Genomic DNA, 24,356 nt, shown 5'->3' on the forward strand with positions numbered 1-24,356 from the left:
CGCTCCGCGGTAGGTTGGTGGTGTCCGCACGGGAGCCCTGCCGGGCTGAGAGGGAGTACCGGGCCGAGCCGCATCGGCGCTGACTCCGACCGTGGAACCTGATCCGGATCATGCCGGCGCAGGGAGCGTGAATCGTATGTCCGAGCCTGTCGCTCCGGCTTCCACCGCCGGTGCGAACGAGCCTGCCGCCGTGGGCAGCGCGACCGTGGGAGCAGCCATGGGCGCAGCGACCATGAGTACAGCGACCATGAGCGCAGCGACCGAGGTCGCCGTCGTGGGCGGCGGGGTCATCGGCCTGGCCGTCGCGTGGCGGGCCGCCTCCGCGGGACACCGCGTCACCGTGTTCGACCCTGCGCCGGAGCGTGCGGCCTCACGGGTCGCCGGTGGCATGCTGGCGCCGGTCACCGAGGCCTGGCCCGGCGAGGAGGAGGTGCTGGCGCTCGGTGAGGAGTCGCTGCGGCGCTGGCCCGCGTTCGCAGGCGAGCTGGCGGCCTGCGGGCACGATCCCGCCCTGTCGACCTCCGGCACCGTCGTCGCCGCGTTCGACCGTGCCGACGCCGAAACCCTGCACACCCTCGCCGGCTACCTGCACGACCTGGGCCGTGAGGCGACGTACGTGCCCGCGCGGCAGCTGCGCAGGACCGAACCCGGGCTGGCAGGCGCGATCACCGGCGGGCTCGTCGTGCCCGGCGATCTCGCGGTCGACACGCGCCGGCTGCTGGCCGCACTCCGCGCCGCCGCAGCGTCCTGTGGCGCGGTATCCGGCGGTGCGGTGTCCCGTGGCGCGGTGTCCGGCGGTGCGGCGTCCCGTGGCGTGGTGGAGGTCGCCGAGGAGGTCGTCGGAGTCGAGCCGGGCGTGGTGCACACCTCGCGGGGCGCGCATCGGGCCGACGCGATCGTCGTGGCCGCGGGTGCGTGGAGCCGGTCGTTGCTGCCGGAGTCCGGCGCGCACATCCGGCCGCTGAAAGGCGAGGTGCTGCGGCTGCGCTCGCGGCGCACCACGTTGCCGCCACCGGCCGGCACCGTCCGCGCGATGGTCGAGGGTGAACCCGTCTACCTCGTCCCGCGTGCCGGGGGCGACTCCGACGACGGCGACCTGGTGGTCGGCGCGACGCAGTACGAGGCGGGGTTCGACACCGCCGTCACGGCGCGCGGCGTGCGGCGGCTGCTCGACGCCGCCGAGCGCGTGTTCCCCGCGATCGCCGAGTACGAGGTCGTCGAGACCGCCGCGGGCCTGCGGGCGGGCAGCGCCGACAACCTGCCGCTGCTGGGCGAGGTCGCCGACGGCGTGTACGCCGCGACCGGGCACCACCGCGGCGGCCTGCTGCTGGCACCCGTCACCGCCGACGCCGTCGTCGCGTGGCTCGCGGGCGCGGCACCACCCCCGGGCGTCGCGGCCGCCCATCCCGACCGTGTGAAGGAGCGGGTCTGATGCGCATCCAGGTCAACGGCGAGTCCCGCGAGCTGCCCGACGACAGCACCGTCGCCGGCATGCTCGCCGCGCTGGAGCTGCCCGAACGGGGTATCGCCGTGGCCGTCGACGGAGTCGTGGTGCGCCGCACCGAGTGGGCCCGCGCCGTCGTCGGCGACGGGGCGCACGTGGAGATCCTCACCGCCGTTCAGGGCGGCTGAGGGGACGGAGGCTGACATGACAGGCGATCTCGCAGGCGAGCCGGCCGGCGTACTGGCGATCGGCGACCACAAGTTCACGTCGAGGCTGATCATCGGCACGGGCGGAGCGGCCAGCCTCGACGGTCTCGAACGCGCGCTCACCGCGTCGGGTACCGAGCTGACGACCGTCGCGATGCGCCGCGCCGACCTCGGTTCCGGTTCCGGGGTGCTGGACCTGCTGGGCCGGCTGGGTATCGCGTTGCTGCCCAACACCGCGGGCTGCCGTACCGCGGCCGAGGCGGTGCTGACGGCGCAGCTGGCCCGCGAGGCGCTCGGCACGGACCTGATCAAACTCGAGGTCCACGCCGACGACCGCACGCTGCTGCCGGACCCGATCGAAACCGTCGACGCGGCGCAGCAGCTCGCCGACGAGGGCTTCACCGTTCTCGCCTACACCAATGACGACCCGGTGACGGCGCTGCGCCTCGAAGAGGCGGGCTGCGCCGCCGTGATGCCGCTCGGTTCGCCCATCGGCACCGGCCTCGGCATCCGCAACCCGCACAACATCGAGCTGATCGTCGCGCGCGCCGGCGTGCCCGTGATCCTCGACGCCGGTATCGGCACGGCGTCCGACGCGACCCTCGCGATGGAGCTCGGCTGTGACGCCGTACTGCTGTCGACCGCCGTCACGCGCGCGCAGGACCCCGAGCGGATGGCCTCGGCGATGCGTGCCGGTGTCACGGCGGGCAGGCTCGCGCGTGAGGCGGGCCGGATTCCGCAGCGATTCTGGGCGCAGGCGTCGAGCCCGCCGCGGTGAACGGCCCGGCTCGGGACAGGTTGCGGCCACCCGTCGCACGTCGTTCTCGTGGCACCGGCGAGGGGAACGTATGGTGAACGCTCACTCCGTGCGACCGAAGGAGCGTAGGTGTCCACGCCGAACGACATTCCGCATCGGCTGTTCCTGTCCATCGGACGGCTGTCGCGGGCACTGCGGCAGGCCGGCGCGCCCGGCCCCGGCCACGGCGCGATCTCCGCGATGGCGACGCTCGACTCCCACGGCCCGCTCCGCCTCGGCGACCTCGCGGGGAAGGAGGGTGTCGCCGCGGCCACGATGTCGCGCATCGTGGCGACGCTCGTCGAGACCGGTTACGTGACCCGCGAACCCGATCCGGTCGATCGCCGCGCCTGGCTCGCCGAGCTCACCGACGAGGGCAGGCGCACGGTCCACGACGTCGAATCGGTGCGGGTTCGTGAGCTGTGCACCCGGATCGCGCGCCTTTCCGACGACCGCCGAGCCGCACTCGAGGCAGCACTCCCGGCGTTGGAAGCCCTCCTGGACGAGGAGTCCGACCCGACGTAGCCGCGTGTCCTGCGCCCGGCCCCGCGTGTCCTGCGCCCGGGCGCACGTGTTGCGGATCGCGGAGAGTGTGGGGTCAGGCCTCGGGGCCGGACTCCTCCGGGGCGAGGCGCCAGAAGGCCGAAACGGGGCCGATCTTCGCGCCCATCGGGTAGGAGTGCTCCACCGCCTTGCTCACGAACGCCTTGGCGAACCGGGCCGCGTCGACCGTCGGCATGCCGCGCGCCAGGCCCGCCGTCAACGCGGACGCCATCGCATCGCCCGCGCCGTGCGTGTGCGGGGTGTCGAGCCGCGGACCCGGCAGTTCGACGAACTCGGAGCCGTCGTAGAGCAGGTCGACGCATTCGCTGTCCTGCACCAAATGGCCGCTCTTGACCAGCACGTACCGGGGTCCGAGCTCGTGCAGCGCGAGCGCGGCGTCGCGCATCCGGGCCCGGCCGGTGACGTCCATGCCGGTAAGCAGGCGCACCTCGTCGAGGTTCGGCGCGAGCACCGTCGCGCGCGGCAGCAGCCGTTCCCGCAGCGCCGTGAGGCCGCCGTCGTCGAACAGCGGGTGGCCGGTCATCGACGCTGCCACCGGGTCGACGACGAACGGGACATGACCGTCGCGGCCGATCCCCGCGTCGTCGCAGGCGTCGGCGACCGCGTGGATGATGTCGGCCGAGGCCAGCATGCCTGTCTTGGCGGCGTCGACCCCCATGTCGCCGGCCACGGCGGCGATCTGCCCCGACACGACGCGTGCCGGGATGTCGGCCCGGTCGTGGACGCCGAGCGTGTTCTGCACCGTCACGGCCGTCACAGCGACGAGCCCGTGCACTCCGCAGGTCAGGAACGTGCGCAGGTCGGACTGCAGTCCCGCGGCCCCGCCGGAGTCGGAACCGGCGATCGTCAGCGCGGCAGGAGGTCGGGTGGTCATTCCTCCAGTGTCGCGTTCGCCTTCCGGATCAGGCCAGTGGGCGTCGCCATGAACACAGCGTGAACGATCGGTCCTTCCGGGTCATCGACGGCGCCTGCGACTCGTACTCTGTGAACACCGCGAAAATCGCGGAGACGCACGGGCTCGTGCACAAGCGGAGCCTGCCCTCCGACGGCCTGTCGTCAACGGCGTCGGTGTCTTCCCCGCTGAGCCGAACACGGGCCCCGGAAGGCACGACACGGACCCCGGAATCCGCAACACGGGCCCCGGAAGGCACGACACGGGCCCCGGAATCCGCAACACGGGCCCCGGGGCTCAGGCCTCGTCCGCCAGGCGCCAGAACGGTGAGACCGGCCCGATGCCGCCGCCCAGCGGGTAGGCCTCGGCGACACAGCGTTCGATGAACCGCTTTCCCTCCTCGACGGCCGCGGGCACGTCGGCGCCCCTCGCCAGGGACGCCGTGACGGCCGAGGCGAGGGTGTCACCGCCGCCGTGCGTGTGCGGGGTGTCGCGGCGCGGGCCGTCGAACTCCAGGTGCGCCGTGCCGTCGGAGAGCAGGTCCACGCAACGTGGCCCGCTGTCGTGCCCGCCTTTGACCAGCACCCACTGCGGTCCGAGCGCCAGCAGTGCCTCGGCCGCGGCACGCCTGCTCTCGGCATCGGTGACCTCGACGCCGGTCAGCATGCGGACCTCGTCGAGGTTGGGCGTCACGAGCGTGGCTCGCGGCAGCAGCTCGGTGCGGATCGCCTCGAGCGCTTCCTCCCGCAGCAGCGGATCGCCGTGCATCGAGGCGGCCACCGGGTCGACGACGAAGGGAACGGCCGTGTCCCGGCCGATCCCCACGTCGCCGAGGGTCTTGGCGACGGCCGTGATGATCTCGGCCGTCGCCAGCATGCCCGTCTTGGCGGCACCGGCGCCCATGTCGGCGGTCACGGCCCGGATCTGCGCGGTGACGATGTTCGACGGGACCTCGGCGAAATCCTCGACACCGAGCGAGTTCTGCACGGTCACGGCCGTCACCGCGGTCATGCCGTGCACGCCGCAGGCGAAGAACGTCCGCAGGTCCGCCTGGATACCCGCGCCGCCACCGGAGTCGGAACCGGCGATCGTGAGCGCGGTCGGCGGGGCCACTCCCGCGCCGACCGCGTCCGGGCGATCGCCGGTGCTCATTCCGCCACCGGGAGATAGACCCGGCTACCGTGGGAGGTGAACTCGTCGGACTTCTCCCGCATTCCCTCCTCGATCGCCTCCACGGAGGACAGACCGTGCTTCTCGGCGTAGTCCCGGATGTCCTGAGTGATCCGCATCGAGCAGAACTTCGGTCCGCACATCGAGCAGAAGTGCGCGGTCTTGGCGGGTTCGGCCGGAAGCGTCTCGTCGTGGTAAGCCCGCGCCGTGTCCGGGTCGAGCGACAGGTTGAACTGGTCGATCCAGCGGAACTCGAATCGCGCCTTCGACAGCGCGTCGTCCCGCTCCTGCGCACGGGGGTGCCCCTTGGCCAGATCCCCGGCGTGGGCCGCGATCTTGTACGTGATGACACCGGCCTTCACGTCGTCGCGGTTCGGCAGGCCCAGGTGCTCCTTCGGCGTGACGTAGCACAGCATCGCGGTGCCGTGCCGGGCGATGTCGGCCGCGCCGATCGCCGACGTGATGTGGTCGTAGGCCGGCGCGATGTCCGTCGTGAGTGGACCGAGTGTGTAGAACGGCGCCTCGCCGCAGAGCTCCTCCTCGAGCTCGACGTTCTCCTTGATCTTGTCCATCGGCACGTGGCCCGGTCCTTCGATCATCACCTGCACGCCGTGGTCGCGGGCGATGTGGGTGAGCTCGCCGAGCGTCTCCAGTTCCGCGAACTGGGCGCGGTCGTTGGCGTCGGCGATCGAACCCGGGCGCAGTCCGTCGCCGAGGGAGAACGTCACGTCGTAGGACCGCAGGATCTCGCAGAGCTCGGCGAAACGCGTGTACAGGAACGACTCACGGTGATGGGCCAGGCACCACGCCGCCATGATCGAGCCACCGCGCGAGACGATGCCCGTCACGCGCTGGGCCGTCAGCGGGACGTAGCGCAGCAGCACTCCCGCGTGGACGGTCATGTAGTCCACGCCCTGTTCGCACTGCTCGATGATCGTGTCCCGGTAGAGTTCCCACGTCAGCTTCTCGGGTTCGCCGTCGACCTTCTCGAGAGCCTGGTAGATCGGAACGGTTCCCACCGGGACCGGCGAGTTGCGCATGATCCACTCGCGCGTCTCGTGGATCCGCTTGCCCGTCGACAGGTCCATGATCGTGTCGGCGCCCCAGCGGGTCGCCCACACCATCTTCTCGACCTCTTCCTCGACCGAGGACGTCACGGCCGAGTTGCCCAGGTTCGCGTTCACCTTCACGAGGAAGTTCTTGCCGATGATCATCGGTTCGGACTCGGGGTGCTTGCGGTTGACCGGAATCACCGCTCGGCCCGAGGCCACTTCGGACCGGACGAACTCACCACTCACGCCCTCACGGACGGCGATGAACTCCATTTCCGGGGTGATCACCCCGTCGCGGGCCCACTCGAGCTGCGTCCGGTCCTCGGACGACCATCCCCGCCGCAGCGGGTAAAGTCCACTGTGGACATCGATGGTTGCTTCGGAGTCGGTGTACGGCCCCGATGTGTCGTAGACGTCGAAGTGCTCGTCGTTCGTCAGTGCGATGCGGCGCATCGGCACCTTCAGGCCGGACTCGGTGGGCGCGTACGCCTTGGCCGAACCTTGGATCGGTCCGGTCGTCACGGCAGAGTTGTCGGACATGGGCGTCGGCAACGACGTTCACTCCCTACGCTGGCATTATCCAGTCAGGTTCGTGCGGTCGGCGACACCGGGATCGGTCCCAGTCGCCCTCTCAGCCCGCCAAGGCGCGAGCTCCCGCGTTCGATGTACTTATTCCGACAGGGACGATGCCACCATCGGCCGTGACAAGCAACAGGCGGGCGCCCGCGGATTCCGTCGCGAACGCCCGCCCTGTCGTGTTCGGGGAAGGAAATCCCTGGGATTCCGGTACTTCCGGAGTCAGGGCTGCGTGGTGGGAAGCCAGTTGTTGCCTGCCACCGTCCAGTCGTTCTTCTTGAGCATCTTCTTCGCCGCGCGTGCATACCGGCCGATGAGACGGTCGAGGTAGATGTAGCCGTCGAGGTGGTCGGTCTCGTGCTGCAGGCAGCGGGCGAAGTAGCCGGTGCCTTCGACCTCGATGGTGTTGCCGTCGAGGTCACAGCCGGTCACCTTGGCCCACGACGCCCTGCCCGTCGGGTATGCCTCGCCGGGCACGGACAGGCAGCCCTCCCAGTCGTCGTCGGGGTCCGGCATCGTCTCCGGGACGTCGGACGTCTCGAGCTTCGGATTCACCACGACGCCCTTGTGCCGCACGCCCTCGTCGTCGGGGCAGTCGTACACGAACAGCCGAAGGTCGAGGCCGATCTGGTTGGCCGCCAGCCCGACCCCTTCGGCCGCGTACATCGTCTCGAACATGTCGTCGACGAGTGCGGCCAGCTTGTCGTCGTACTCCGTCACCTCGCGGGTGGGGTTGTGCAGCACGGGGTCACCGGCGATGACGATGGGATGAATGCTCACGTGCCCCATTCAAGCAGGATGGCGGAGCCATTCCTCGAGGGTGGTGGCCGGGCGAGCCGGTCCGGGACGCGCCGGGGCCGGGTTACACCACCGACGGTGGCCCTGCGTGATGTAATGACACCTGCGGAAACCACATCGGTGTTATTCGCCGGGAACGTTGCGAGGAGTCACATGGACGCCGCGGAGTCGACGGAGGGCACGGGTAGATCGTCTTCGCCGACGGGCGGCGCCGAGCCGGGTGAGGCGCTCACGGAGCGGGAGCGGGAAGTGCTCGCGTTCGAACGGCAGTGGTGGAAGTACGCGGGCGCGAAGGAACAGGGCATCCGTGAGTTGTTCGCGATGTCGCCGACGCGCTACTACCAGATTCTGAATCGACTTATCGACAAGCAGGACGCCATGCGCGCCGACCCGATGCTGGTGAAGCGGCTGCGGAAGGCGCGCGCGTCCCGGCAGCGGGTGCGTGCAGCACGCCGGTTGGGGATTGAGCTGCCATGAGCATCTTCGACGGTCTGTCCAGGCCTGTGCGCGCCGCCGGGATCGGCCTGCTGGCGGTCGCGGTGATCGCTGCGGTGATCGGCGGGGTCACGCTGGTGACCGGCGGTGACGACCAGGAGCCTGCGGCGCAGGAGACGTCCGAGACGAACTCGCCGGGTAGCGGAGACGGCGGCCGGTCCGGCTCGCCCGACGGGCAGCCGGGGTCGGGAGACGGATCGGACGGCTCGGGTGACGGCGCCGACGGCAACGGTTCGGGCGACGGTTCGGGCGACGACGCCGACGGCAACGGTAGTGACGGCAACGGCAGTGACGGCAGTGACGGCAGTGACGGCAGCGGTGACGGCAGCGGGGGCGAGGACGGAACCGCAGGCGGCTCCGGCGGCAACCGGGGCGGCAATGGCGCTGACGGGGCCGAGAACCAAAAGGTGAACGTCAAGGCCATGGACGTGCGGGTGTACAACAACAGCACGATCAGCGGACTGGCCCGCACGGCAGCCGACGACATGCGTGCCCAGGGCTGGAACGTCGTGGAAGAGGCCAACTACTCCGACGGTGTCATCCCCGAGAGCACCGCGTATTTCCGTCCCGGCACCGATGAGGAGCACGCAGCCCGCGCACTCGCCGACAGCCTCGGCACCAACGTCGCGAAGCGGTTCGAGGGCATTCAGGACTCGAGCCCGGGCGTCATCGTGATCGTGACGAAGGACTACGCCGACAACCGGTGACCGCGGCCCACCGGGCGGCACGAGACCCGTCCGGTGGCACGACTCCGCTCGGTACGGCGGCGTTCCACCACGCGGCACCGGCGTCCACCACTCGGCACCGGAACCGGCGAGGCCTGCCGTGCCCGGTCACCGGTGCCGCGCGTACTCCTCCAGATCGGCCAGCTGCTGCGGGTCGAGCGACGGCCGGACGACCGTTCGGGCCTTGTCCAGGTGGGCCGCGGTGACCTCGGTGGCCTCGAGTGATTCACGCATGGCCGTCAGCGCGGCCTCGCGGATCAGCGCAGCGCAGTCGGCCGCCGAGTAGCGTTCCAGCGATTCGGCCAGCTCGTCGAGGTCGACGTCGTCGGCGAGCGGCGTGTTCCTGGCGGTCGAGCGCAGGATGTCTGCGCGGGCACCGGAGGTGGGCGGCGGCACGTAGATCTGGCGTTCCAGCCTGCCGGGCCGCAGCAACGCCGGGTCGACGAGTTCGGGCCGGTTCGTGGCGCCGAGCACGACGACGTCCCGCAGCGGTTCCACGCCGTCGAGTTCGGTCAACAGCGCGGCGACGACGCGGTCGGCGACGCCGGAGTCGCTTCCCTGCCCGCGGCGCGGAGCGAGCGCATCGACCTCGTCGAGGAAGATCAGCGACGGTGCGGCGTCGGCGGCCCGATGGAACAGTTCCCGCACGGCCCGCTCCGATTCGCCGACGAACTTGTCCATCAGCTCGGCGCCCTTGACGGCGAAGACGTTCAGCGCGCCTTCGCCCGCGAGCGCGCGCACGAGGAACGTCTTGCCGTTGCCGGGCGGGCCGTAGAGCATCACGCCGCGCGGCGGTGCGACGCCGAGCCGTGCGAACGAGTCCGGGTAGCGCAGCGGCCACAGCACGGCCTCGCTGAGCGACTGCTTGATGTCCTCCATGCCGCCGACGTCGCCGAGCGCGAGGCCGCCGGTGGCGAGGGTGTCCGATTCGGACATCGAGATCGGGCGGACGGACGACAGCGCGTCGAGCAGATCCTGCTGCGCGATCGTGGGCCCGGAACCACCGCTGTCGTCGTCTCGCTGGCGCAGGGCTGCGCGGACGGCGGCGTCACGGCGCAGGGCGAGCAGGTCGGCGGCCACGAACCCCGGCGTCCGTTCGGCGACAGCCCCGAAATCCACTTCGGACTCCACCGGGACATCGCGGAACAGGATCCGCAGCAGTTCGGTGCGGATGCCTGCGTCGGGTTGGGAGAGCGTGAGTTCGCGGTCGAGCAGATCGGCCGCCAGGAGCCGGGAGTCGACGGCTTCGGGGTGAGCCGTCGTGGCGACGAGCGCGAATCCCGGCTCGGCAAGGGCGCTCCGAACCCGGTCGAGCAGCACGGTGGCGACGGGCGGCTGCTGCTGGGCCGGCAGCAGCGCGTCGACGTCGGTGAGCAGCAGCACGCCGGAACCGTCACCGGATGTGACGGTGTCGACGGCCTGGGCGAGCCGGTTCAGCGCGGCGTCGGGTTCGAGGACCGCGAGCGTCGGCGCGGCCAGTGTCACGATCCGGGCCTGTTCGGAGTGGGCGACCGACCGTGCGAGCGTGGCTTTGCCTACACCTTCCGGTCCGGCGAGCAGCACGCCGAGCCGCGTCGACGTGCCGAGCTTGGCGAGCAGGTCCGGCCGGTGGAAGGCGAGGTCGAACCACTCGGCGAGGGTGCGGGCGGCGGTGGAGTGTCCGGCGAGTTCGGACACGGGCACGGTGCCGGTGGTGTCGGACGGTTCGGTGACGGCGATCTCGGCGACGTCGGGTTCGGCCGCTGCGGGTGCGGACGTGGCCGGTGCCGGTTGCGACTGCTCCGTGCTGCCTGCGGCGGTGTCGGAGTCGGCGGCCTGCGTGGACTCGTCGCCGCGCCACCGGACGACGGTGGACTGGCCGACCACGACGGGGCCCGTCGCCGGTTCGGTGGCGGTGACGGTGAGCAGTTCCGACGTCCACGTCGCGCCGATCGCGCGCGACAGCGTGCCGCGGACGGCAGCGACGTCGGTGCCGGGCGGTGGGGACAGGTCCTGCGGGAGCAGCGACACGGCGTCGCCGACGGTCAGCACCTTGCCCGCAAGCGCTTGCCGCAGCGTCGGGGCGGTGAGCGACATCGTGGCGAGCCGGGATCCGGACACGGTGACGGTTCGCGCGACGGTCGCATTGCACGGCGCGACGACGACCTCCGAGCCTTCCGTGACGCCGAGGTTCGACATCGTGACGTCGTCGGCCAGCACGACTCCGGGGACGCCGTCGTGGGAAGGCGCGGCGAGGGCGGAGCTGGCGCGTGCACCGGTGAGGCGCACCGCGTCCCAGGCCCGCAGGCCGAGAGCGTCGAGCACCTCGGGATGCAGGCGGACGACGCCGCGGCGGGAGTCGAGCGCGGACGGAGTGTGGCGGACGGTGAGCATGATCTGAGCCGAGGACGTCACAGCCGCCACTCTAGGGGCAGCGGGCATCCGGCGCGGCGAGGATCGCAGATCTCGCGAACTCCGCCGGCGCCGGCGCCAGTGCCAGTGCCCCGAAGGGCACCTTCGGGGCACTCAACGCCCCCAAGGTGCCCTTTGGGGCGCTCAACGCCCCGAATCTTCCCCTCGCGTGACGGGCGTGTCCGCGGCGGGCGTGTCCGCGACTGGGTGCTCGCGACGGGGTGCCCGCGATTGGGGTGTCCCGGCGACGCCGGGATCAGCGTTCGCGTTGGCGGAGGCCGATGCGGCGCCAGCCGCGTTTGCGGGACGACGTCCGAGTCGGGTTCGCAGGCGGATACACCCGCGACACGTGCGACGTGGCAGTGCCGGCACCGGCACCGGCACCGTCGGAGTTTCCGCCGTCGCCGCGCTGAACGGCTCGGCGCGCCGCCCCGGCGACCCGGCGCAGCCGCGGTTTGCGCAACCCGAGCCGCCGCTGGCCGCGCAGGCCCCGGCGCATCGCACGGCGTTCGCGCCCCGGCACGTCCCATGCCTCGGGGTGCGCGGCGAGCCAGTGGTAGCGCCGCACCGCGTACGGGATGTGTGCCAGGTACAGCACCAGCGCGGCCGCGAGCGCGATCAGCGGGTACTGGATGACCGCAGCTGCGAGCAGTCCGACACCCACCAGCAGCGGTGCGACCGCCTTCGCCGGTGCGCGCAGTTTCTTCAGCGACAGCGTGGGGATGCGGCTGATCAGCAGTACGGCCGTGGCAACGGTCCACACCCAGACCACGGGCGGCGAGGACCACCAGCCGGTACCGAACTCGAGCGTCACGATCACGGGCAGCAGCGCCGTCAGCCCGCCCGCCGGAGCGGGCACGCCGACGAAGAACTCGCTCGCGAACGGCGGCTGTTCCTCGTCGAGCAGGGTGTTGAAGCGTGCCAGGCGCAGCACCATGCACACCGCGAAGATCAGCGCGACGACCCAGCCGAATCGGTCGTCGCCCGGCAGCCACACGTACAGCACCAGGGCAGGGGCGACACCGAACGAGATCGCGTCGGACAGCGAGTCGAGTTCGGCGCCCATCTTCGACGACGCGTCGAGCAGGCGGGCGATGCGCCCGTCGAGGCTGTCGAGAATGGCCGCGACGCCGATGGCGCCGATGGACAGCACGTAGGCACCGGTCAGGGCGAACTGCACGGCGGAAAGGCCCGCGCACAGTGCGAGCACGGTGATGGCGTTCGGCAGCAGCCGGACGCCGGGAGTCGTCCGGGACATCACGGGTCAGTCCCTCGCAACGGGTGCGGTTTCGGCGATGGCGGTCTCGCCGCCGACGGTGCGCTGTCCCTCGCGGACGAGGACGCGGCTGCCCGGCGGCAAATAGGTGTCGACGCGGGAACCGAAGCGGATCAGCCCGTAGGTCGTTCCGGCTGCGTGCCGTTCGCCCTCGGCGACCTGGCAGACGATGCGGCGCGCGACCAGCCCGGCGATCTGCGTGACGACGACGTCGTGGCCGGCATCGCTGCGCAGTAGCAGCGAGTTGCGCTCGTTGTCGTCGCTGGCCTTGTCGAGGTCGGCGGACAGGAACGTGCCCGGCCGGTAGGCGGCGCGTGTCACGGTGCCGCTCACGGGCATGCGCTGTACGTGGACGTCGAGCATCGACAGGAACACACTCACGCGCGTGAGTGGCTCGTCCGGCAGGCCGAGTTCGGCGGGCGGCACGGCGTCCGAAACCGCCGATACGGTGCCGTCCGCGGCGGCGACGACGAGATCCTGGCGCAGCGGCGGCACCCGGTGCGGCTCCCGGAAGAACGCCGCCGTGGCGAGCGTGCCCAGGCCTGCGACCAGTCCGAGGCTCGGCGACACCTTCCGCAGTGCCAGTGTCGCGGCGAGGCCACCGAGCACGAACGGTCTGCCGGCCGGGTGCATCGGCGGCAGCGTTTCCCTGGTGATCGCCGCGGCGTGGCCGAGGGCTCCAGCAGCCCGGGAGGTCGTGGAAGCCCGGGGATCCTCGGAAGCCGTGGACGCCGGTGTGCCGTCGGAAGCCATTTGTGCCGTCTGTTCCGTTCGCGTAGGTGAACCTCGAACGCGACCACGCTACTCCGCGCGGGCAACGCCCCGATCGCCGCCTCACGTCCGTTACAGGAGCAGGACCTCCACCTCGGAGTCCGCTGCCGCTTCGGTGGTGTCCTCGTCGAGCACGATCAGGCAGTTGGCCTGCGACAGCGCGGCGAGCAGGTGCGAGGCAGGGCCGCCGCGCGGGCCGACCACGCCGGTCACCGCGCCCTCGGGGTGCGAGTAGAAGCCGCGCCGGAACTGGCGCTTGCCCTGCGGGGACGTCAGCGTTTCGAGCAGCCGTGCGCGCACGTGGGTGCGGTCCGGGTCGGCGTGGCCGAGTGAGGACAGGATCGCGGGACGCAGGAACGCCTCGAACGAGACGAGCACGCTGACCGGGTTACCGGGGAGCGTGACGACGGGAACCCCGTCCCAGGTGCCGCAGCCCTGGGGGCCGCCCGGCTGCATGGCGACCTTCGTGAACGTCACGCCCGCTCCGGTGAGGGTGTCCTTGACGACCTCGTAGGCGCCCGCGCTGACGCCGCCCGAGGTGACGACGAGGTCGATGTCGGCGAGCCGGGGCTCGATGGCGGCGCGGAAGCTGTCGACGTCGTCGGCGACGCTGCGCACCGTGGTCACCTCGCACCCCAGCGCCCGCAGTGCGGCACCGAGCATGACGCTGTTGGACTCGTAGATCTGGCCGTGGACCAGCGGCTCCGGGGGCAGCACCAGTTCGGTGCCCGTCGACACGACGAGTACTCGTGGCGGCACGTACACGGCGAGCGTGTCCCTGCCGACCGCCGAGGCCAGGCCCAGCTGGGCGGGTCCGCACTCGGTGCCCGCCTCGAGCGCGACCGTGCCCGAGGTGACGTCCTCACCGGTGCGGCGCACGTGCGTGCCCGGCGCCGACTCGGCGTGGATCCGCACGCGCGTGGTGCCGCCGTCGGTGCGTTCGACCATCACCACGGCGTCGGCACCCTCGGGCATCGGCGCTCCGGTCATGATCCGGTGGGCCGTGCCGGGCGGCAGCGCGGGCACGTCGACGCGGCCCGCGGGGATGTCGGCCCCGACGGACAGCTCGACCGGCGCGTGCTCGCTCGCACCCGCGACGTCGGCAGAGCGCACCGCGTAGCCGTCCATTGCGGAGTTGTCGAACGGCGGCAGCGACACCGCAGCCGTGACGTCTTCGGCCAGTACCAGTCCGGCGCACTCGGCGACGGGCCTGCTCACGGCGGGCCGCCTGCCCAGCAACTCGGTCACCTGTGCGCGATGTTCGTCGACGGAGATCACACCGGTCATCCTCCCCGCCGACGGCGGCTGTGTCAGACTCTCCCCGCTCGGAGCCCACAGGGAGGCGGGCCCGTGTCACACCGGGGAGGTTCCATGCAGGTACAGCTGCGGCACCAGCCGTCGTTCGCCGTCGGGCGCGTCATGCTCGCCCCGGGCGAGCCCGTGTTCGACTTCGCGGGCCCCGGGCAGATCATGACCCAGACGCACACCCCGTCGGCGCCGGCGCTGTGGGTCCGGCAGCAGTCGCCGGGGCGGTAACGGCATGGAGGTCCATACCCGGCACACGCCGACGTTCGGGGTCGCCCGGATCGTGCTCGCCGACGGTGAGGCCGTGCAAGCGCCGGAGAAGGCGATCATGGCGAGCAGCTTCGGCGTCTCGGTGTCCCGGCCCGCGCGCGGCGAGCCGGCGGTGCTGACGGCGCCCGCGGGCGGCGGCTGGGTCGACCTGGCCCCCGAAAAGCCCGGCGACGTCTACCCGCTCGGATTCGACGGGCGCAGTGGCTGGTGCGTCTCGACGATGCCGGAGCGGCGGGTGCTGGCGCGGCCCGCGTCGGTGCGCCGTGACGAGACGTGGCCTGCGTTGCAGCATCTGTTCGGCGGTGACCACGGGTTCCTCGAGCACTACAGCGGTGCCGGTTCGCTCGTACTGAGCGCGGCCGGCCCGGTGGACCTGCTCAACGTCGACGCAGGCGAGATGATCACGGTGCGGCCCGCGTTCCTCGTCGCATATCCGGACACGATCCAGGTCCGGCTGCGGGCGCTCGATCCGGCGGGGACACAGTCCGTGCGCAGTGGGCAGGGGCTGGCGCTCGATTTCGCCGGCCCCGGGACGGTTCTGGTCCAGGCCAGGCGCTGATTTTTCGGGTTTCCACGCACCGCGCCGAACATCTTCTCGGACTCTCGACGACCGTTGTGGGCTGTGTGGGTGACCGAAATTTCCTCGAATGTCACTCAGTGCGCACATCGGGTGGCGAGAGGCCGGTGAGCCCGTTACCGCAAATTGACCATTGCCGAGCTGTGTGATTCCGGTAGCGTGATCGACGCTTGGAGCGCAGACAGGCTGTGCTTGAAGCATTTTTCGGTTTGCTACAAGGAGGACACCGTGGCAGTCGGCACGGTCAAATGGTTCAACGCGGAAAAGGGCTACGGCTTCATCGAGTCCCCGGAGGGGCCCGACGTTTTCGTGCATTACTCCGCGATTCAGGCAGAAGGATTCCGCACCCTCGACGAGGGTGACCGAGTGGAGTTCGAGATCGCCGCGGGGCGGGACGGCCGCAGTCAGGCTGCCGACGTCAAGAAGGTCTCGTAACTCTCGGGTTTCTTCTCGATCGGGGTTCCCCCGGCGCGTCGCACGACGGTCCGCTCCCGGTTCCCGGGTGTCCGTTCGCGGGTGACCGGTGGCCGGAGCTTTCCGACACTTCGCGTCCGGCCAGCGGTCCGACCGCTAGGCTGCGCGCTGTGTCAGGCGATGTGTCGGGGGACCTCACCGGTCGGCAGCTGGGCAATTACCGCATCGACGGTGTGCTCGGCCGCGGCGGCATGAGCGTGCTCTACGAGGCCACCGACGTGCGCCTCGGCCGCAGGGTCGCGCTGAAGATCGTCGGCGAGCGCGCAGGCGCCGATCCGGAGTTTCGCGATCGGTTCGTCGACGAGGCCCGCAACACCTCGGCCGTCGACCACGCCAACATCGTTCCGCTGTACGACTTCGGCGAACTCGACGGACTGCTCTACATCGCCATGCGCTACGTCGACGGCGCCGACCTGGCCGGCCTCGGCGGTGACGACCCCATGGATCCGGCGCGCGTGGTCGTGCTGCTCGACCAGGTCGCCGACGCCCTCGACACGCTGCACCGCGACGGGATGGTGCACCTCGACGTCAAGCCGGCCAACGTGCTCGTCACGAGTCGCGAGCGGGCGCGCGGGACGGTCGAACACGCCTACCTCGCCGACTTCGGCCTCACCGAACGCGGTGCCGCCACCCGCTGCTCGCGCGGCGGCGACTTCCTCGGCTCGCCCACCTACGCGGCTCCCGAGCACCTGCGCGGCGAACCGCTCGACGGCCGCACCGACCAGTACGCGCTCGCCTGCATGCTGTACTCCTGCCTGGCAGGCAGGCCGCCGTTCACCGGCGACGTGCAAACCGTCATCGCGGGCCACCTCAACCGTGAGCCGCCGTCGCTCTCGCGCGCCGTGCCGGGTCTGGGCAGCGGTATCGACGACGTCATCCGCACGGGCATGGCGAAGCGGCCGGGCGAGCGTTATGCCGGCTGTGTCGAGCTGATCGCCGCTGCCGGCGAGGCACTGACCGCCGCCGGGCACGCGGGCGACGGCTCAGCTCTGGGTGGCTCCGTGGCGGGCGGGGTTGCGGCAGGCGGCGCCCTGGCTGGTGGTGCCGTGGCGGGTGGAGCTGCGGCCGGTGGTGTTCCCGCCGGTGCGGCCGGGTCGGCGGCGACGCCGATCACCGAGCAGGTCACCGCCGGGCAGGCGGCGACCCCGCCGTCCGGAACGGAACGCAGCGATGTCCGGCACGGCGACACCCGGCACTCCAACACCAGGCACGGCGCGGCCGGACACGGCGCGATCGGAAACACGGCGCCGGGGCAAGAACCGGCGCCGCGACAGGAACCGGCGCCACGGCAAGCACCCGCGCCGGGACACGAAGAGGGAGGCCTGGTGCATTCTCAGCAGCCGGGACAACCCGGTCCGTACGGACCGCAGGGAGGCGGGCCGGGAACCGGAGGCCCGGGGCAGGGTCCCGGCGGCCCCGGTCAGGTCGGTCCTGGCCAGCAGGCTTCCGGTCAACCGGGCCCTGGTCAACCGGGCCCTGGTCAACCGGGTCCGGGGCAGGCGGGCCACGGCCAGCCGGGTCCGGGACAGCCGAGCCACGGTCAGCCGGGACCGGGACAGCCGGGTGCACCCGGTCCCGGCGGGCAGACGCCGGGTGGTCCGGGGCCGGGTGGTCCGGGACAGCCGCCGTACGGCACGCCACCCCCGGGCAACCCCGCGCAGACTCCGCCTCCCGGACTGGGAAGGCCGCCGCAGGGCGTTCCGCCCCCTGGCACGCCGCCCCCGGGTATGCCACCTCCTGGTCCGCCGCCACCTGGTCCGCCGCCACCCGGCATGCCGGGTGGCGGGCCGCCTCCCGGAGGTTTTCCGCCGTCCGGTGGGCCGCCGGGTCCGCCGGGACCCCCGGGACCCGGCGGCCCTGGCGGCCCTGGCGGCCCCGGCGGCCCCGGTGATTCCGGCGGCGGGAAGAGCGGCGGCAAGTGGTGGCTCTGGGCAGGCCTGGTCGTCGTCGTGGTTGCCGGTGCCGTCGTGGCCGTCCTGCTGCTGACCGGTGGGGACGAGGACAGCGAAGGCGGCGGTGATCCGGGCGGCGAACCCGGCACCTCGAGTTCGGTGCCCGAGATCCCGGTCGGACCCGGTGGTTCGCAGACCGCGCCCACGGCGGAGTCCTCGGCAAGGCAGGCGCCGCCGAAGTCGATTCCGGTGCAGCCGGAGAACTGAGCGTGCAGCAGGACCTCGAACCGTCTGCGGCCGGTCCGAGGTCCGGGGGCGAGCCCCGGCCGGATCGAGGAGGGTTCGGCGGCGTCCGGGTTCAGGTCGTGTACACGCCGGTCGGGTTCGCGTGGTAGCCCTTCGCTCCGACCACGTCGGCCAGCGGGCTGCGCGCCGTACCGGTGGTGCCGGCCAGCTCGACGGCGGTCCGGATGTCGTGGCGAGGCCGCCAGCCGAGCGTGGTGCGTGCGCGTTCGTTGGAGTAGACGCGGTCGAGTGCGGGCAGCATGCGCCACCCCCACTGCTCGTACCGGGTGGCCAGGTCCGGCAGCACGCGGGCGAACGCGGCTGGTGCGTCGGTGGCGAGTTCGGCGGCGTCGTCGCGGGTGAACGGCGTCGTGGCGCTGATGATGAACCGGTCGAACCCGAGCTCCGGTGCGCGGTGGGCGGCGAGCAGGTGGGCATCGACGACGTCCTCGAGGTCGACGCGGCGGTAGGCGTACTCGTTGACCTTGAGGTTCGTGTCGTCGAAGGCGCTGCGGACGTCGTCCCGGTCGTCGCCCTCGGGGAAGAATCGCGAGGTGCGCAGGACGACCACGGGCAGCTGCGCCTCGCGGGCGAGCAGTTCGCACAGGTCCTCGGCGGCGATCTTCGTGGCGCCGTAGACGTTGCGCACCACGGGGCGGACGTCCTCGGTGATCCACACCGCGGGTTCGCCGGGTGCGGGGGTGAGGGCGCGGCCGAAGGCGCTCGTGCTGCTGGTGAAGATCACGCTCCGGACACCGGCGGCGGCTGCTTCCTCGAGGATCGTCAGGGTGCCGGTGACGTTGACCTCGACGAAATCCTGCCGCGTGTGCGAACCCACGTGCGGTTTGTGCAGGGTCGCGGTGTGCAGGACGTGGGTGACCCCGGTGAGGGCGCGCCGCACGACGTCGCGGTCGGTGATCGAGCCGGTGACGGTCGTGAAGGGCGAGTCGAGGATGTCGAGGCCGACGACGTCGTGGCCGCGTTCGCGCAGCGTACGCACGACGGCTTCGCCGAGGTGGCCCGCGCTGCCGGTGACCAGGTATCGCTCCATGTCCGCCATCCAAACGATTCTGGTACGACCGTGTCAATTCGTTTCGTGGGGCCCCCTTTCTTGCACTCTCACCCGGAGAGTGCTAAACACGAGATTGGCACTCGGCACCGTCGAGTGCTAGGTAACCGGTCGCCGACCGGTGCCTGAAGGTCGGGACGGTGAGGCCACGTCCGGGAGATCCCGGTCTGGTCGTCCGTCGCGGGCACCGAGCCTGGCCTGTGACGTGTCCGATTACCGGAGGACCACACCCCAATGGCCAAACTGATTGCGTTCGACGAGGACGCCCGCCGCGGACTCGAGCGCGGGCTCAACACCCTCGCGGAGGCCGTCAAGGTGACTCTCGGCCCGCGTGGCCGCAACGTCGTGCTCGAAAAGAAGTGGGGCGCGCCGACGATCACCAATGACGGTGTCTCGATCGCGAAGGAGATCGAGCTCGAGGACCCGTGGGAGAAGATCGGGGCCGAACTCGTCAAGGAAGTTGCGAAGAAGACCGACGACGTCGCAGGTGACGGCACCACGACCGCCACCGTGCTGGCCCAGTCCCTCGTGAAGGAGGGCCTGCGCAACGTCGCCGCCGGCGCCGACCCGATCGCCCTCAAGCGGGGCATCGAGCAGGCCGTCGAGGCCGTCACCGAGCAGCTGCACAAGGCCGCTCAGGAGGTCGAGACCAAGGAGCAGATCGCTGCCACGGCCTCGATCTCGGCAGCGGACCGCACGATCGGTGAGCTGATCGCCGAGTCGCTCGACAAGGTCGGCAAGGAAGGCGTCGTCACCGTCGAGGAGTCCAACACCTTCGGCCTCGAGCTCGAGCTCACCGAGGGCATGCGCTTCGACAAGGGCTACGTCTCGGGCTACATGGTCACCGACGCCGAGCGTCAGGAGGCCGTGCTCGAGGACCCGTACATCCTGCTGTTCGGGTCGAAGATCTCGAACATCAAGGACATGGTCCAGCTGCTCGAGAAGGTCATGCAGACCAACAAGCCGCTGCTGATCATCGCCGAGGACGTCGAGGGCGAGGCTCTGGCCACGCTGGTCGTCAACAAGATCCGCGGCACCTTCAAGTCCGTCGCCGTCAAGGCCCCGGGCTTCGGTGACCGCCGCAAGGCGATGCTGCAGGACATGGCCGTCCTCACCGGCGGTCAGGTCGTCAGCGAGGACGTCGGCCTCACGCTCGAGAACGCCGACATCTCGCTGCTGGGCCAGGCCCGCAAGGTCGTCGTCACCAAGGACGAGACCACGATCGTCGACGGCGTCGGCGACGCGGAGCAGATCCAGGGCCGGGTCAACCAGATCCGCGCCGAGATCGAGAACAGCGACTCCGACTACGACCGCGAGAAGCTGCAGGAGCGGCTGGCGAAGCTGGCAGGCGGCGTTGCCGTCATCAAGGCCGGCGCCGCGACCGAGGTCGAGCTCAAGGAGCGCAAGCACCGCATCGAGGATGCGGTGCGCAACGCCAAGGCCGCTGTCGAGGAGGGCATCGTCGCCGGCGGTGGCGTCGCCCTGCTGCAGGCGTCCAACGTTGCGTTCGACGGCCTCCAGCTCTCGGGCGACGAGGCGACCGGCGCGAACATCGTGAAGGTCGCCGTCGAGGGCCCGCTCAAGCAGATCGCCGTCAACAGCGGTCTCGAGGGCGGCGTCGTGGTGGAGAGGGTCAAGGGCCTGCCGCAGGGCCAGGGCCTCAACGCCGCCACGGGCGACTACGAGGACCTGATCGGCGCCGGCGTTCTCGACCCGGCGAAGGTCACCCGTTCCGCGCTGCAGAACGCCGCTTCGATCGCCGGCCTGTTCCTGACCACGGAGGCCGTGGTCGCGGACAAGCCGGAGAAGAACGGCGGAGGCGCCGCTGCCGACCCGACGGGCGGCATGGGCGGCATGGAAGGCATGATGTGAGTCAGGCCTGAAGCCGTAGCGAGCCCCGGGAGCACCCAGTGCCCCGGGGCTCGCTCTATGCGGGCCCCGCGTGTTCTGCACTCAGGCACGCGTGTCCTGCATTGCGTACGGGATTCATCGTCCGGGCGAGACGGCCGCAGAGGGGCCCGTCATCCCTAGGCATGATCAACGCCACGGACTAGTGTCGGCCACATGCCTGGATCTGTGCTCGGAACCGAGGTGCGGCGGGTCGAGGACCCCGAACTGCTGCGCGGAGAAGCCACCTACGTCGACAACCTGCCGATCCCGGACGTCGCGCACGTCGCCTTCGTTCGCTCGCCCCTGGCCCACGCCGAGATCACGAGCATCGACAAGACCGAAGCCGAGCAGGCCGACGGCGTGCTGGCCGTCTACACGGCCGCGGACCTCGATCTTCCGCCGGTGCGCCAGCTGATGGTCGTCAACAGCGACTGCGTGCGCACACCGTTGGCAGCAGACCGGGTGCGGTTCGTCGGTGACGCGGTCGCCGCCGTCGTGGCGGAGACCCGTGCGGCCGCGGCGGACGCGGCGGAACTGGTCGACGTCGACTACGAGCCGCTGCCTGTGGTCGCCGATCCGGAGGAGGCGCTCGCCGACGACGCGCCGTTGCAGTTCCCGGAGCTCGGGTCGAACATCGCGGCCGGCGAACGCGACGAGGCCGGCGCGGAGGTGCTCGCGGACGCCGACGTGGTGGTGCGCGCGCGGATCGAGAACCAGCGCGTGGCCGTGGTGCCGTTGGAGGGCAACGCCATCGCCGTCGAACCGGGCGGCGGGTATCTCGGCGGCGATTACGACCTGACGATCCACGTGTCGACCCAGGGCCCGCACCTGCTCTGGCAGGTCGCGGCCAAGCAGCTCGGCGTGGCGGCCGAACGAGTCCACCTGGTGACTCCGCATGTCGGCGGTGCGTTCGGCGGCAAGTTCGGCATGTCGGCCGAGCACCAGGTGGTGATCGCGGCGGCCGGGCGGCTCGGTCGGCCGGTGAAGTGGGTGGAGACCCGCTCGGAGAACATGCAGTCGATGCCGCAGAGCCGGGCACAGGTCCAGTACGCCGAACTGGGGCTGAAGTCGGACGGCACGATCACCGGACTGCACTGCAACGTCCTCGGCGACTGCGGCGCCTACGCGGGCTTCGGCGGCGGGTTCGCGCTCGGTCCGACGCGCGTCATGTCGCAGGGCGTTTACCGGATTCCGAAGATCAGTTTCGGTGGGATCGCCGCGCTGACGAACACGACGCCGACCGGTGCGTTCCGCGGCGCGGGCAGGCCCGAGGCGGCGGCCATGCTGGAGCGGATCATCGACGTCGCCGCCGCCGAGCTGGGTACGGACCCGGTCGAACTGCGGCGGAAGAACTTCCTGCAGCCGGAGCAGTTCCCGTACCGGACGCTCGTCGGGGCGCAGTACGACTCGGGCGATTACGACCTGCCGTTGCGCGAGGCGCTGCGGGTCGCCGATTACGACGAACTGCGCAAGGAACAGCAGCGGCGCATCGAGGCGGGTGAGACGACGCTGCTCGGCGTCGGCGTGAGCACCTACGTCGAGATCACCGGCGGCGGTGGCGGCGGGGAGTTCGCCGAAGTCGAGGTGAGCGACGACGGGCGCGCGACGATCAGGGTCGGCACGTCCGGGCACGGCCAGGGTCATCCGACGTCGTTCTCCATGCTCGCCTCGAACGCGCTCGGTATCCCGCTGGAGCGGATCGACTTCGTCCAGTCCGACACGGCGCAGGTCCCGCGAGGTGGTGGTACCGGTGGGTCGCGGTCGTTGCAGGTCGGTGGCAGCGCGGTGCGGGAGGCCGGTGAACTGCTGGTGGCGAAGGCCAAGGAGCTGGCCGCGACGAAGCTCGAGGCGGCCGTCGAGGACATCGAGGTCACCGGGGAAGGCGGTCTCGGCGTGCTCGGCGTGCCGAACGCGAAGGTCGACTGGGCGGAACTCGCCGCCTATGCGGCGGAGAACGGAACCCGGCTCGCCGCCGACACGGATTTCACGCCGGGCGGTGCGACGTTCCCGTTCGGTGCGCACGTGTCGGTGGTCGAGGTCGACACGGAGACCGGCATGGTCACGCCGAGGCGGCACGTCGCCGTCGACGACTGCGGGCGCGTGCTGAACCCGCTGCTCGTGCGCGGCCAGCAGCACGGCGGCGCGGTGCAGGGCATCTCGCAGGCGCTGTGGGAGCACTTCACCTACGACGAGGACGGCAATCCGTCCACCGGCACGCTCGCCGACTACCTCGTGCCGTCGGCCGTCGAGGTGCCGACGCTCGAGGTGTCGAACACCGAGACCGAATCGCCGCTGAACCCGCTGGGCGCCAAGGGCATCGGCGAATCGGCGACGATCGGGTCGACCCCGGCCGTGCAGAACGCCGTGGTCGACGCCGTGAAGCACCTCGGTGTGCGGCACATCGACATGCCGCTCACACCGCAGCGGACGTGGCAGGCGATCCGCGCGGCACAGGCGGGCACACCCGTCGATCCGTGGCGCGATCCGCCTGCGGCGTTCGCCGCGTTGCCGGTCCGCGACAGCGGTCCCGACCCGCATGCCGACGAGGCGGCCGTCTAGGTCATCCAGGATCTGAACGCGTCGGCGTGGTCCCGGGCGAACTCGGCGACGTCCCGTGGTGCGCGGCCGAGGAGCCGGCCGACGGTGCCGGTGGTGACGTCGCCCCAGCCACCGGCGAACGCGCGGGCGTAGTCCTCGAGCATGCCGATGAGCCATTCCGGCACACCGTGGTCCCGCAGTGCCGTGCGCTTGGTCTCGTCGGTGACGGCGAGGTAGCGCACCGGGGTCCCGAGGACCTCGCCGAGCTGCTCGGCCACGTCGTCGAAGCCCAGTGACCGCGGTCCGGTGAGCGTGTAGGTCATCCCGTGGTGGCGGTCCGGGTCGTCGAGCAGGACGCGGGCCGCGCATGCGGCGATGTCGCGTGCGTCGATCATGCCGATCCGGCCTGCGGCCATGTTCAGCGAGAACGTGCCGTTCGCGGCGACCTCGGCCGCCTCGTTCAACAGGTTCTGCATGAACCAGTGCGGGCGCAGGATCGTCCACCGCAGATCGCTCTGTTCGGTCTCCCTGTCGGAGAGCGCGTGGAGCCTGCCGCTGCGATTCGGCGCGTCGTGGGCGGCGCCGACGACGGACAGCCGGACGACGCGTTCCGCGCCCGCCTGCCTGGCGGCCCACATGATGTTCGTGTTGTTCTCCGGTGCACGGGGACCGTTCGGCGTGAGCACCCAGACGTCCTGCACCCCCTCGAATGCCGGAGCCAGTGAGCCGGGGTCGTCGAGGTCACCGGTGACGGGCTCGGCACCGCGGGCGGCGATCGAGTCCGCCGCGGCCCCGGTACGGACGAGTGCCCGTACGTTCCGGTCGGAGTCGGCGAGGACGTCGAGCAGCGCGCCCGACACGGTTCCGGTCGCGCCGGTGAGCAGGACGGTGCGGGACATG

At 71.2% G+C, this 24,356-nt stretch carries 21 protein-coding genes, 2 pseudogenes and 2 riboswitches; of the genes and pseudogenes, 12 read left to right on the forward strand and 11 right to left on the reverse strand.

Translation table 11 applies throughout. The annotated features are described in order from the left end of the window. Window positions 1–18: 18 nt before the first annotated feature. Window positions 19–142, forward strand: a riboswitch (TPP riboswitch). A gap of 105 nt (window positions 143–247) precedes the next feature. The 4 genes from thiO to LY41_RS07185 all read left to right on the forward strand — a co-directional run bounded on the left by thiO (window position 248) and on the right by LY41_RS07185 (window position 2,971). After that, window positions 248–1,432, forward strand: coding sequence for a glycine oxidase ThiO (thiO, locus tag LY41_RS07170; protein WP_253864021.1), 1,185 nt, complete (start codon window positions 248–250; stop codon window positions 1,430–1,432). After that, window positions 1,432–1,632, forward strand: a complete 201-nt coding sequence (gene thiS / locus LY41_RS07175) for a sulfur carrier protein ThiS (RefSeq protein WP_253863088.1) — start codon at window positions 1,432–1,434, stop codon at window positions 1,630–1,632. Before thiO ends, thiS begins: the two co-directional genes overlap by 1 nt. 16 nt (window positions 1,633–1,648) lie before the next feature. Next, window positions 1,649–2,428 (forward strand): thiazole synthase, encoded by a 780-nt coding sequence (locus LY41_RS07180; protein WP_253863089.1) that lies wholly within the window; start codon window positions 1,649–1,651, stop codon window positions 2,426–2,428. Window positions 2,429–2,536: 108 nt separating this feature from the next. Further along, entirely contained in the window at window positions 2,537–2,971 is a 435-nt protein-coding gene (locus LY41_RS07185) for a MarR family winged helix-turn-helix transcriptional regulator (RefSeq protein WP_253863090.1), read from the forward strand. Between the two features lie 73 nt (window positions 2,972–3,044). On the opposite strand, the gene thiD (LY41_RS07190) is transcribed toward LY41_RS07185, so the two are convergent. From thiD (LY41_RS07190) to LY41_RS07205, 4 genes are all read right to left on the reverse strand, one after another. Beyond that, window positions 3,045–3,884: a bifunctional hydroxymethylpyrimidine kinase/phosphomethylpyrimidine kinase gene (gene thiD, locus LY41_RS07190; protein WP_253863091.1), complete on the reverse strand. Its 840-nt coding sequence runs from the start codon at window positions 3,882–3,884 to the stop codon at window positions 3,045–3,047. A 315-nt stretch (window positions 3,885–4,199) separates the two neighbouring features. Then, window positions 4,200–5,054, reverse strand: coding sequence for a bifunctional hydroxymethylpyrimidine kinase/phosphomethylpyrimidine kinase (gene thiD / locus LY41_RS07195; protein WP_253863092.1), 855 nt, complete (start codon window positions 5,052–5,054; stop codon window positions 4,200–4,202). After that, the gene (gene thiC / locus LY41_RS07200) at window positions 5,051–6,664 is read right to left on the reverse strand and encodes a phosphomethylpyrimidine synthase ThiC (RefSeq protein WP_253864022.1); all 1,614 of its coding nucleotides are present in this window, start codon (window positions 6,662–6,664) and stop codon (window positions 5,051–5,053) included. The genes thiD (LY41_RS07195) and thiC overlap by 4 nt, the downstream gene beginning before the upstream one ends. A 5-nt stretch (window positions 6,665–6,669) precedes the next feature. After that, a riboswitch (TPP riboswitch) is annotated at window positions 6,670–6,792 on the reverse strand. A gap of 130 nt (window positions 6,793–6,922) precedes the next feature. Beyond that, a complete protein-coding gene (locus tag LY41_RS07205; protein ID WP_253863093.1) occupies window positions 6,923–7,480 on the reverse strand; it encodes a peptide deformylase in 558 nt (185 codons plus the stop codon). 171 nt (window positions 7,481–7,651) lie between these two features. Here LY41_RS07205 and LY41_RS07210 point away from each other — a divergent pair, with 171 nt between their 5' ends. Further along, window positions 7,652–7,975: a DUF3263 domain-containing protein gene (locus LY41_RS07210; RefSeq protein WP_253863094.1), complete on the forward strand. Its 324-nt coding sequence runs from the start codon at window positions 7,652–7,654 to the stop codon at window positions 7,973–7,975. Beyond that, window positions 7,972–8,700: a LytR C-terminal domain-containing protein gene (locus tag LY41_RS07215; protein ID WP_253863095.1), complete on the forward strand. Its 729-nt coding sequence runs from the start codon at window positions 7,972–7,974 to the stop codon at window positions 8,698–8,700. The genes LY41_RS07210 and LY41_RS07215 overlap by 4 nt, the downstream gene beginning before the upstream one ends. Before the next feature lie 126 nt (window positions 8,701–8,826). On the opposite strand, the gene LY41_RS07220 is transcribed toward LY41_RS07215, so the two are convergent. From LY41_RS07220 to moeA, 4 genes are all read right to left on the reverse strand, one after another. After that, entirely contained in the window at window positions 8,827–11,091 is a 2,265-nt protein-coding gene (locus LY41_RS07220) for an AAA family ATPase (protein ID WP_372493216.1), read from the reverse strand. A 274-nt stretch (window positions 11,092–11,365) separates the two neighbouring features. Beyond that, complete coding sequence (pssA, locus tag LY41_RS07225; protein WP_253863097.1) at window positions 11,366–12,367, reverse strand: CDP-diacylglycerol--serine O-phosphatidyltransferase; 1,002 nt, start codon at window positions 12,365–12,367, stop codon at window positions 11,366–11,368. Between the two features lie 6 nt (window positions 12,368–12,373). Beyond that, complete coding sequence (locus LY41_RS07230) at window positions 12,374–13,138, reverse strand: phosphatidylserine decarboxylase (RefSeq protein ID WP_301296778.1); 765 nt, start codon at window positions 13,136–13,138, stop codon at window positions 12,374–12,376. 90 nt (window positions 13,139–13,228) lie between these two features. Next, window positions 13,229–14,443, reverse strand: coding sequence for a molybdopterin molybdotransferase MoeA (gene moeA / locus LY41_RS07235; protein WP_253863098.1), 1,215 nt, complete (start codon window positions 14,441–14,443; stop codon window positions 13,229–13,231). A gap of 84 nt (window positions 14,444–14,527) precedes the next feature. On the opposite strand from moeA, the gene LY41_RS07240 reads away from it, so the two are divergent. The 4 genes and pseudogenes from LY41_RS07240 to LY41_RS24025 form a co-directional block, all read left to right on the forward strand. Then, complete coding sequence (locus tag LY41_RS07240) at window positions 14,528–14,692, forward strand: hypothetical protein (RefSeq protein ID WP_253863099.1); 165 nt, start codon at window positions 14,528–14,530, stop codon at window positions 14,690–14,692. Between the two features lie 4 nt (window positions 14,693–14,696). After that, window positions 14,697–15,290, forward strand: a complete 594-nt coding sequence (locus LY41_RS07245; protein ID WP_253863100.1) for an AIM24 family protein — start codon at window positions 14,697–14,699, stop codon at window positions 15,288–15,290. A 246-nt stretch (window positions 15,291–15,536) separates the two neighbouring features. Next, entirely contained in the window at window positions 15,537–15,743 is a 207-nt protein-coding gene (locus tag LY41_RS07250) for a cold-shock protein (RefSeq protein ID WP_253856698.1), read from the forward strand. Between the two features lie 149 nt (window positions 15,744–15,892). Further along, window positions 15,893–17,218 (forward strand): annotated as a pseudogene (locus LY41_RS24025) (serine/threonine-protein kinase); the annotation flags it as partial. Window positions 17,219–17,254: 36 nt separating this feature from the next. Here the strand turns inward: LY41_RS24025 and LY41_RS24030 are convergent. Together LY41_RS24030 and LY41_RS07260 are read right to left on the reverse strand one after the other, a co-directional pair. Beyond that, window positions 17,255–17,320, reverse strand: a pseudogene (locus tag LY41_RS24030) (hypothetical protein); the annotation flags it as partial. A 712-nt stretch (window positions 17,321–18,032) separates the two neighbouring features. Beyond that, window positions 18,033–19,019, reverse strand: coding sequence for an NAD-dependent epimerase/dehydratase family protein (locus LY41_RS07260; protein ID WP_253863101.1), 987 nt, complete (start codon window positions 19,017–19,019; stop codon window positions 18,033–18,035). A gap of 243 nt (window positions 19,020–19,262) precedes the next feature. Between LY41_RS07260 and groL the strand changes: the two genes are divergently transcribed. Together groL and LY41_RS07270 are read left to right on the forward strand one after the other, a co-directional pair. Beyond that, complete coding sequence (gene groL, locus LY41_RS07265) at window positions 19,263–20,900, forward strand: chaperonin GroEL (RefSeq protein ID WP_253863102.1); 1,638 nt, start codon at window positions 19,263–19,265, stop codon at window positions 20,898–20,900. A 192-nt stretch (window positions 20,901–21,092) separates the two neighbouring features. Continuing rightward, window positions 21,093–23,477: a xanthine dehydrogenase family protein molybdopterin-binding subunit gene (locus LY41_RS07270; RefSeq protein WP_253863103.1), complete on the forward strand. Its 2,385-nt coding sequence runs from the start codon at window positions 21,093–21,095 to the stop codon at window positions 23,475–23,477. Here the strand turns inward: LY41_RS07270 and LY41_RS07275 are convergent. Next, on the reverse strand, window positions 23,474–24,355 hold the full coding sequence (locus LY41_RS07275) for an SDR family oxidoreductase (RefSeq protein WP_253863104.1): 882 nt from the start codon (window positions 24,353–24,355) through the stop codon (window positions 23,474–23,476). The two genes, LY41_RS07270 and LY41_RS07275, sit on opposite strands and share 4 nt — an antisense overlap. Window position 24,356 lies beyond the last annotated feature (1 nt).

Origin of the sequence: Prauserella halophila, assembly GCF_024171895.1 — a bacterium.
In the GTDB taxonomy this organism is placed as follows: domain Bacteria; phylum Actinomycetota; class Actinomycetes; order Mycobacteriales; family Pseudonocardiaceae; genus Prauserella; species Prauserella halophila.